This is a genomic window from Komagataeibacter oboediens (genome assembly GCF_003207815.1).
In the GTDB taxonomy this organism is placed as follows: domain Bacteria; phylum Pseudomonadota; class Alphaproteobacteria; order Acetobacterales; family Acetobacteraceae; genus Komagataeibacter; species Komagataeibacter oboediens.
In genome coordinates this window covers 1-9,272 of record NZ_NKTX01000077.1, presented here as the reverse complement: position 1 = coordinate 9,272, position 9,272 = coordinate 1, and the positions used below count along the sequence as shown (strand labels likewise).

The window sequence follows — 9,272 nt, the reverse complement described above, 5'->3', positions numbered from 1 at the left end:
TGACCACCTCGCGCATATCCGTCGTGCGAGGGCGACCGCCCCGTTTCGCAGGGGGCACAAATGGCACGATCAAAGCCCATTCCCCGTCCATCATATCCGATGGATATCGCAGTCCTTCCCGGCTATGTTCACGTCGGGCAATACCAGTCCATGTCATCATTCACTCCATCTCTTCGTAAAGACGGATGAATCACAACAGACTGGTATTGTTCAAAAACTTTCGGATCGGGCTCTTAAATACTCAATACGAATAAAAGAGGATTATAATATTGTGTCGTACCCGTAATTTTACTTTACTCTCTCGTGAAAAATCCGCCTGAAGGCTGTTCTTATTTTTTCCATAGACGAAAACACATAGCGGAAAATAATTTATCTCTGCTGAAGCTTTTATGAGAAGCAGTTCAGACGTCGCACGTCGGTTACCTGCACAACATGGTCGTCTCCCTGCCTGGGAATACTGAATAGCAGACTGTTCCCTAAAAGTATCGGCTGCCCTACACTCCTCGTAGTGGCTGGTCTTCTGCCACAAGTCGATCCCCCGTAACCTGATTTCCCCTGTTCAGGTTCACGTCATGTTTGCGTGTTACAGGAACAGAAAGCATCGACATGCTGGCATGGACAGGGTCGGATGGCGGGAGGCCGGACACATATTATGAGATTGATAATGCATTACGGATTGGCGATCCTGATGATGATCAGCATATCTGGCTGTGTAGCCCACGCCGAAACAGATACAGAAACAGATGGTATTTGCGAGACGGTGGAACAGGGTATCCGCCTGCATGTCGACGGCATGTACGGCGGATATCCCCATTCCGTCCTGCGTGATGCAGTGCTGGAGAGCATCGCCTGCCCGTCGGGAGACGCCGAACTACACGCTTTCCACGCCATCGCCACTCCACCGCCGCATATGCGCATTTCCGTTATGCGACCTACGGGACAGGGACAGCAGGGATCGCTGTCCGTCATGCTGTTTTCGCAGGGACATTTCGTTATCGGCGAACGGATGTCCCTTTCTCCTTTCTCACGCACCCAGTCCCCTTTTTCAGTAAAGGCGGACATCAATCTCGCAACAGCGCGCCTATGGAGTGATCTGGCAAACCGGATTGCACAGGGAAAACCAGCCATTCCGTGATGCGCAGACGCGATCGGTCCACCATTTGTAATCCGGTTTGCTGCGCCGCGCCGTAGCGTGCGCATCTTCTGCCAGGTTACGGACCGCATGCTCCTCACAGGTATAGCAGCCAAAGATTGTCGACCCCACTGGTCGCCCTGACATGATCGAACAACCCTTTTGCCTGCTGTGGAGATACGGACCGCTCCACGTAGGAACAGTGTCCTTGGCATTGCCACCAACATAACCATGTAGATGGATCCCGGCCTGCAGCGGCAGTTGTCGCCTGTCCGTTCAGGTTCGCGTCATGTTTGAACGATATGATCGTCCGGATGAACAACAGATCCAGCCTTTCCCCAGCACGTTATGACGTACCGACGATCATTTTCCACTGGGGTTGCGCGGCCATTATCGTGCTGCAGTTCGCAACCGCGAATTTATGGGGGCTGTTCCAGAACCCGCTACATCATCAGCTGGTGGTCACCCACCTGACGGCTGGCATGGTACTGAGCGTTCTGTTTCCCGCCCGCCTGCTGTGGCGACTGGGTTGGGGGCGGCATATCCGCGCCGCTGACCGCTGGCTTGATGCCGTGCTGGCGCGTAGCGTGGAATATAGCCTGTATGGACTGGTCTTTCTGGAAATCTTCCTCGGATATATGTGGCGGTGGGGCAACGGACAGGCCATGAGCTTCCTGTCTATTCAGTTCATGCCGCCTTTCGGCAAATTTTCAGCATCGACCATCAGCCTGCTGCACTGGCTGCACCAGTGGAACGGCAGGCTGATCATTGTGCTTGCCACGGGCCATGCACTGGCCGCGTGTTTTCATTACTTTATTCTCAGGGACGATGTTTTTCAGAGAATGCTAGGTACAGGGGATGTATCCGATGAATATGGAAAGTAGAACACCGCCACGCCCCAAGGAGATCCACGCAACATCCCGACTGGGCTGGCTGCGGGCCGCTGTCCTGGGGGCTAATGATGGCATTCTGTCAACATCCAGCCTGATCATTGGCGTTGCCAGCGCCCACGCGACACAGGGAAGCATCCTGCTGGCAGGCATTTCCAGTCTGGTTGCCGGGGCCATGTCCATGGCCGCAGGGGAATATGTGTCCGTCAGTTCGCAGGCAGATTCAGAGAAGGCTGATCTCGCCCGCGAAAAAAAGGAGCTTGGTAGTAGCTGGGACGCCGAAGTAAGCGAACTGGCTGGCATATACCGTCAGCGCGGACTGGATGATATCCTGGCCCGCAAGGTTGCCCTCCAGCTCATGAAACATGATGCACTGGGCGCCCATGCCCGTGATGAACTTGGTATTTCCGAGGCCACTGCGGCACGTCCGGTACAGGCAGCTTTTGCATCGGCGGGCGCGTTCTCCTCCGGCGCCATACTGCCCGTGCTGGCGGCCCTGCTGTCACCAGTCGGCGTGGTGTCGTGGAGTGTATCCGCCGTATCCCTGATTGGCCTGGCAGTGCTGGGAGTAGTGGGCGCGCGGGCAGGTGGAGCATCACCATGGCGTCCGGCAATGCGGGTCATATTCTGGGGCATCGTAGCGATGGCCATGACGGCTGCCATCGGCCGGATATTCGGAGTACAGACATGACGTATTGAATATTGCCATATATTAAATGAATTGAAGGATGTCATGAATATAATTCTTGTTATCGTTCTATCGAAAGCCGTTGTTTCAATATTTTGTATACGACTTGTCTTTTATTTATATCGCGACGAAAATAATATGAAATCCTACAGAAATAAATCTGGAGGGATCGAAGAACCGTTGGTTGATGCGCCTGGCTCGTGATTTCAGGGTTTTGGCGATTTGATTTACGGTTTTTGGGGTAGCTTTTGATCTGCGTTTTGAGCAGATCGGGGACTGCCCTCCCGCTGGATGACTACGCGCTCGCGTTCAACCTTTCGAGGAAGAGGAAGCGGCGCATGTTGTAGACGATATTGGCCAGCCCGATCCTCATGGTGGCCCGGGTGATACCGACAGTTCGGATGAACAATCCCGTCTGTGATTTCTGGTCGGCAAAGACGTGCTCGACGCGTGATCGGATCACGGACTTTCCAGCATTCGATTTCTGGATATGTCGGGGCATAGGCTTGAGATGCGGCTTTTTTCTGTGAACCTTTGAGACAAAACCCTCTTTGTCCATGAAGTCCTCATTCGCTTTCGAGCGATAAGCTGTATCAGCCCAAACGCTTGAGGCCGTATTGGTTTTATCTAACAGCCCCTCTCTCAATCGCGCACCATCACTGGCGGCGGCATCCGTCGTCTTCCATTTTCGGATGAACCGAAACTTCCGGTCGATGGAGATGTGGGATTTGTAGCCAAAGAACGGGATGGCGAGATCGCTCGACGGTATGGTTCCATCGTCCTGCCGCTTCGCCTTCGTGAACTTAAGTGTCCATCGTGCATGACGATCCTTGTGCGACATCTTTGCGGGCTTGTCCTGCCAGTCTTCTGGAATACGTCCCGCCCGGAGATCCGCTTTCTCCCCTTTGGTATTGCGCTGCTTTGGCGCTGCCACCAGCGTGGCATCCAGGATCTGGCCGGACATCGGCAGATACCCAGCGTTACGCAGGGTGGCGTCAAAGCGCTCGAACAGCTTCTGGATGGCGCCTGCCTCGGTCAGACGCTCGCGAAACAGCCAGACCGTTTTGGCATCGGGCACCCGGTCCGACAGTCCCAGACCGAGGAAACGCATGAAGGACAGGCGGTCGTTGATCAGATATTCCGTTCGCTCGTCGGAGAGATTGTTCAGCGTCTGGATGACCAGGATCTTGAACATCAGCACCGGATCGAACGGGGGACGGCCGCCTTTGCTCCTGTCTGAATAGGCCAGAGCCTTCTCCAGATCAGGGCGGAACGCCTCAAAATCCACAGTCCGGGAAAATGCCTCCAACTGATCGCCAAGCCCGCTTAACCGGGCAAGCCGCTCGTCAACATCAAAGAAACCCGGCTGCTTCATGAGCCATCCCCCCAATCATCACACAAGGTATGGAATCACAGCCACCAATTCAGAGCCAAGGGGTTTTTCGAACCCTCCATCTATGAGATAATGCTATTCTGGAAATGGATAGCGGTCATAAGCTTTAATTAATTTTCAATTCAGAGCAAGACAACCATGGATACCCTGCTCTTCCTGCTGGAACCGGATCGTATGCGTGGTTGTCTCCGTTTCGTTGTCGCTGCCATCATTGATGGCCAGCTACCCACATGCCATGGTCATCCTGCCTGCTTACTCATATCATCCAAGATGACTGAACCGGCCATGCATGGAGGATCATCCTATGCCGCCAGGGTTCACGCTCTCATGACATAACCGCTGCCCCTGACGGTATGGATCAAGGGTTGACCATCCTGTCCCAGTTTTTCCCGCAAGCGGCAAATGTGCGTTTCGACGATGTTCGTACGAACCGGGAAGTCCATATGCCAGACATCCTTCAGCAACATTTGTCGGGAAAGCACTGTGCCGGCATTTCTCATGAAATATTCCAGTAATTTCAGTTCCTGCGGCTGCAGAAGAACCTTTTCGCCATTCCGTGTCACCGCAAGCGTCAGCAGGTTGAGCTCAACGTCAGCCACATTCATTATTGTTGCATGCTGGAAGGTGGATGATCGACGAAGCAGTACCTGCACGCGCGCGACAAGCTCGCGTAACGCAAATGGCTTGACCATATAATCATCCGCGCCATGCCGCAGACCGGCGACACGGCTTGGCACACCATCCATCGTCGTCAGGAATAGCACAGGCGTCGTGATGGCATGGGAGCGCATGCGCATGAGAATTGTCAGTCCATCCAGGCCAGGTAGCATCCGGTCCAGAATAATGATATCCCATGGTTGCGACAGAGCATACTGTGATCCATCAGACCCATTCGCAACAGAAACCACGTCAATTCCACTTTCCTCCAGTCCCTGTCGCAGGTAATTCGTGGTTGCATGGTCATCTTCAACCAAAAGCAGGCGGGGACGTGTTATCGGCATCATGAATGCGGGCCAATCGACAAATTCTGCGTCCCGCCCAGCGGGACTGATTTCCCAATCAGGTTATCAGGATCATTGTTACATGACACCATTCATGATGGCGGACTGGCAATGATTGGCATTTTTTAATGTATCGATCACGCCATCAGAAATGGAAGCCGAAGCCAAAATGACAATATTAATCAGAATATTTATTATAAATAATAATGTATATACGTTTCCTATCATACAATATGAAACAGATACTACGTTCACATAGGTGTCCGAAAAATAGAAAAGGCGATAAATTCTTTCCAGCCCGGACAAGGCTAGGGGTTAATGCGGAGAGGCCATTCAGGTAAACTCAGGTCTCAGGGCGTGCCTGCGACGATCCGCCCTCTCAAAATCAGGGGCGGAAGAATCTAGACCGGTCATCCATATCATGAAAGGATGTAGCTATATAATGGATATATCCAATGATGTTCTGGTATAGGATATCCCGACGCCAGAATATGGCGATACGACGCGTCATCGCCAGTACATCATTTCGTATCGTCACGCTGTTTGCCAGCCTTTTTATATTGGGCGGCATGTTCATGACCGTGACGTCAGGCCTTTACAGCCAGTCGACCTTGCGCCAGCAGATCCGCCGGGAAGTAGAGAACGAGGGTCATGAGACATTTGCAGATGCTGGCGTTGCGGATGTCCGTCATCTGCTGCCGGTAGTGCAAGGACTGGTAGAACATGAACCCGGTTTCCATTATCTGCTTCAGGATCCAGGACAGGTTATTGTCGCAGGCAACATGCTGCATCTACGACCGCTGCCTGGCGAACGCTGGCTGGCGTGGTCCCATCGCCTTCCCCGGGGAACGAACCGGAATATCGTTTATGGAATAGGCTATATACTTGACGACGGCGGCTACTACTTCGTTGGTATAGACGCATCATCCCTGACGCACCTGCAGCATGCATTATGGACAACAATCCTGTGGGAAATCTTAGGGTTCGGCTTTATCGGCATTGCCGGTGGCCTTTTTCTAAGCAGTCTGATCCTGAAATGGATCGAGACCATAAGCCTGACGGCACGCAGCATCATGCAGGGTGACATGTCGCGCCGCATCCCCCTGCGAGGCACGAACGATGAGCTTGATCACCTTTCGGAGAGCCTCAACGCGATGCTCGACCAGAATGAATCCCTGATTGCCAGCCTGAAACAGGTCTCCAATGACATCGCGCACGACATGCGCCTTCCGCTAGCACGCATGCGCCAGAATCTTGAACGTGCCATTCTGGCACACGCGCCTTCCGATACCATGCATGAGCAGGTCGAGTTTGCAATCGAGGATCTGGATGCCGCATTGGAAATATTTTCCTCGCTACTCAAACTGGCGCAGCTTGAATCGGGAGCATGGAAGAACGAGATGGAGTTGCTTGATCCCGCCCAACTGCTGAAATCAGTTCTTGAGCCGTATCGATCCGTCATAGACGACCATGGACAGTATCTGGCAACCGAAATCATTCCCGCCTGCCCCACAATAACCGGTCATTCCGTCCTTCTGCGACAGGCATTTTCCAACTTGATTGAGAATGCCATACGCCACACACCCGGCCAGACTACCGTTAGCGCTACCCTAACGTCATCAGATAACAGTATCCACGTAGAGATAGCCGATAACGGCCCCGGCATTCCAGCCGAGGCTATGCTTCGGGTATTCGACCGCTTTTTCCGTCTTGATACAAGTCGTACGCACGATGGTAATGGGCTTGGACTCAGCATGGTGAAAGCCATCGTCCGGCTTCATGCTGGCTCAATCATTTTATACGATAATAACCCAGGCTTAAGATGCGTCATTAAACTACCCATAAAGATTCAATAATCCGCCAGACTTTACCGAAGAGCAGATTTCCTAGCCGAAAAAGCTGACACGAGTTCTGTCGGAAGATTGGGACATTGTAAGCTGACATTCCCTTGAGCTTTCGTCAGATGTAATAACGCTACCTGTATCCTTGCGACGTAGGCGCCAGCCATGCTCCCGGCGTCCAGGGACCGAAATCTGGAGTCACACGACCAATGCTGCTCTGGTTCCTGATACTGGTCGCATCAACCGCTGCATTCGGCCTGAGTGCCGTGTCCGGTGGTGGTGCCGGGCTGATTCTGATGCCCCTCTGTTGGGGCTGGTGCTGCCCGGCAACCAGGTACCCGCCACCCTGTCGATCGGCACGGCCGCCAGTTCAGCAGCACGCATCGTCTCATTCCGAAATGCGATCCGGTGGGATATCGTCCGTCATTTCGCGCCTACTGCATTACCATTCGCCGCCCTCGGCGTCTGGGCTTTGAGTCGTGTGAATCCAGTCTATCTGTCGCTGCTTCTGGGCCTGTTCCTGCTAGGGAACCTTCCCCTTCTCTTCCGTAAGCCCGCCCCCAACGTCGCTGTGAAACCAGTCCATGTTGCCCGATTACACGTACTGGGCGCTGCCGCCGGTTTCATTTCCGGGTTTACCGGGGCGGTCGGTCTGGTTTTCAATGGGTTCTATTACCGGCTTGGTCTGCGGAAAGAAGAGATTGTCGCAACACGCGCCGCCAACGAAATCATGCTACATCTGCTCAAGGTCATTCTCTACGCCGCATTTGGCTTGCTGAGTGCCCGGGCTGCTGTCGCGGGCCTCGCCGTAGCGATGGCAGCAATCCTGTCCTCAATCCTCATGAAGCACCTGTTGCCATACCTGCATGACCGTCTGTTCCATCATATCGGTCATGCCGCCATGGTCGTCGCGGGCGTCATGATGGTAATCGCCGCCGGCGGCCAGATCGCGCGACAGGAGGACGTCACATTACATTTTGCCCACGCAGCCGAAGAGGTCACAGCATCCCTGTCATGGCAACAACATACATTCGCAGTGGAGTGGGAAAATGGTGACGAACTGGAATTGAGCCATCGCGTGCGTCTCCCGTCGGCTACTTCCCCCGACCTCTTCCAACCCCATGGCTTCGTCCTGCATGTTTCGCCACGCACTGGAATACAGGCCGTTCGGGTCTGGGGAAGTAGCCGCACGAATAGCCGCCCAGCAACCCCTTCATGAAGTAGATCAACTGTTTACTTTAGCACTTTCCGTTTCCATGGCCTGACCGCATGCACCATGCGATGCGTTCTTAAAAAAGGATTTCCTGATGATTGGTCGCATGTTTCCCGCCGGTACGAGATTCGTACAGAGCGCTAGTATGACTACTGCCCTGCTCGTTCTAGGGCCTGTTAGATCTTGAATTTCTTCCCATATTGTAGGGATGGAAGAAGGAGACAGAACAGGCACCTTTACGGACGAGACATGGGCGATCTGGGAACCTCTGATTGAGGCGGTTCGCCCAAGGGGCAAGACGCCGCCCCATGATCTGCGGCGTACGATAGCAGCAATTTTCTGGCGCCATGAGAATGGCGCGAAATGGCGGAGCATCCCCGCTGAACTGGGGCCGTGGTGGCGGGCGGCGCAGCTTTTCATCCGCTGGGCGAAACTCGGCGTATGGGAACGCCTGCTCGAACTGGTTCAGGAACAACAGGGAGTGGCGTTCGGAATGACTTTTCTGGATGGTACGAACATCAGGGCTCACCATAAGGCGGCGGGAGCCCAAAAAAAGGGGCCTCTTTCGAAGAGCGGGACCATCGTGAAGCACTTGGCCGCTCTCGCGGCGGCTATGGCACGAAAGTCTGCGTGATAGCAGACGGGCATGGAAAGGCTGTTGGTTTTGCCCTGGCGCCCGGCCAGGCCCATGAACTGCCGCTGGCTCCAGATATGCTCGATAGCCTTCCCGCCATTCCTTTGTGGGTGGTGGCGGACAAGGGCTATGCCTCGGACGCCTTCCGTGAACGTATCTGGGACATGGGAGCCCGACCGGCCATTCCCGCAAAACGACGCGATGCGCCGGTTGCCTGCCCCAGATGGGTCTATCGGTGTCGGCACCTGGTCGAGAACCTCTGGGCCCGTCTCAAGGAGTGGCGTGCTGTTGCAACCAGATACGAAAAAACAGCAACGTCGTTCCTCGCGGTCATCCACATCGCTGCCGCAGTAGACTGGATCAAGCCCTAACAGGCCCTAGCACTACTTTGGCAGAATATGTTGCGAGGTCTGGAGTAGAAGGTTTCCACAGTGCGGGCATTGCCCGATAGGTGGTCGTAGGATGCGATCAAGAATGGCC

General features: G+C 54.1%; 8 protein-coding genes and 1 pseudogene. 6 read left to right on the top strand and 3 right to left on the bottom strand.

Annotated features, from left to right (window positions below):
* Window positions 1–160, bottom strand: a pseudogene (locus CFR80_RS15525) (IS5/IS1182 family transposase); the annotation flags it as partial.
* 492 nt (window positions 161–652) lie between these two features.
* On the opposite strand from CFR80_RS15525, the gene CFR80_RS15520 reads away from it, so the two are divergent.
* The 3 genes from CFR80_RS15520 to CFR80_RS15510 all read left to right on the top strand — a co-directional run bounded on the left by CFR80_RS15520 (window position 653) and on the right by CFR80_RS15510 (window position 2,713).
* The gene (locus CFR80_RS15520) at window positions 653–1,135 is read left to right on the top strand and encodes a hypothetical protein (protein ID WP_029329749.1); all 483 of its coding nucleotides are present in this window, start codon (window positions 653–655) and stop codon (window positions 1,133–1,135) included.
* A 311-nt stretch (window positions 1,136–1,446) separates the two neighbouring features.
* Window positions 1,447–2,016: a cytochrome b gene (locus tag CFR80_RS15515; protein ID WP_232275990.1), complete on the top strand. Its 570-nt coding sequence runs from the start codon at window positions 1,447–1,449 to the stop codon at window positions 2,014–2,016.
* Window positions 2,006–2,713 (top strand): VIT1/CCC1 transporter family protein, encoded by a 708-nt coding sequence (locus CFR80_RS15510; protein WP_010516654.1) that lies wholly within the window; start codon window positions 2,006–2,008, stop codon window positions 2,711–2,713. Before CFR80_RS15515 ends, CFR80_RS15510 begins: the two co-directional genes overlap by 11 nt.
* Before the next feature lie 292 nt (window positions 2,714–3,005).
* Here the strand turns inward: CFR80_RS15510 and CFR80_RS15505 are convergent, their stop codons facing one another.
* Window positions 3,006–4,085 carry an IS5 family transposase gene (locus CFR80_RS15505; RefSeq protein ID WP_010516652.1) on the bottom strand — a complete coding sequence of 360 codons (1,080 nt, stop codon included), beginning with the start codon at window positions 4,083–4,085 and terminating at the stop codon, window positions 3,006–3,008.
* A gap of 335 nt (window positions 4,086–4,420) precedes the next feature.
* Window positions 4,421–5,107, bottom strand: coding sequence for a response regulator transcription factor (locus CFR80_RS15500; protein WP_010517733.1), 687 nt, complete (start codon window positions 5,105–5,107; stop codon window positions 4,421–4,423).
* A 452-nt stretch (window positions 5,108–5,559) separates the two neighbouring features.
* Here CFR80_RS15500 and CFR80_RS15495 point away from each other — a divergent pair, with 452 nt between their 5' ends.
* From CFR80_RS15495 to CFR80_RS15485, 3 genes are all read left to right on the top strand, one after another.
* The gene (locus CFR80_RS15495; RefSeq protein WP_110507659.1) at window positions 5,560–6,960 is read left to right on the top strand and encodes a sensor histidine kinase; all 1,401 of its coding nucleotides are present in this window, start codon (window positions 5,560–5,562) and stop codon (window positions 6,958–6,960) included.
* Window positions 6,961–7,261: 301 nt separating this feature from the next.
* Entirely contained in the window at window positions 7,262–8,164 is a 903-nt protein-coding gene (locus CFR80_RS15490; protein ID WP_258367864.1) for a sulfite exporter TauE/SafE family protein, read from the top strand.
* A gap of 202 nt (window positions 8,165–8,366) precedes the next feature.
* Window positions 8,367–9,163 (top strand): IS5 family transposase gene (locus CFR80_RS15485; RefSeq protein WP_220032750.1). Its coding sequence is split into 2 segments (ribosomal slippage): window positions 8,367–8,706 and window positions 8,706–9,163, totalling 798 coding nucleotides; the frame shifts between segments, so codons are not numbered across the junction.
* Window positions 9,164–9,272 lie beyond the last annotated feature (109 nt).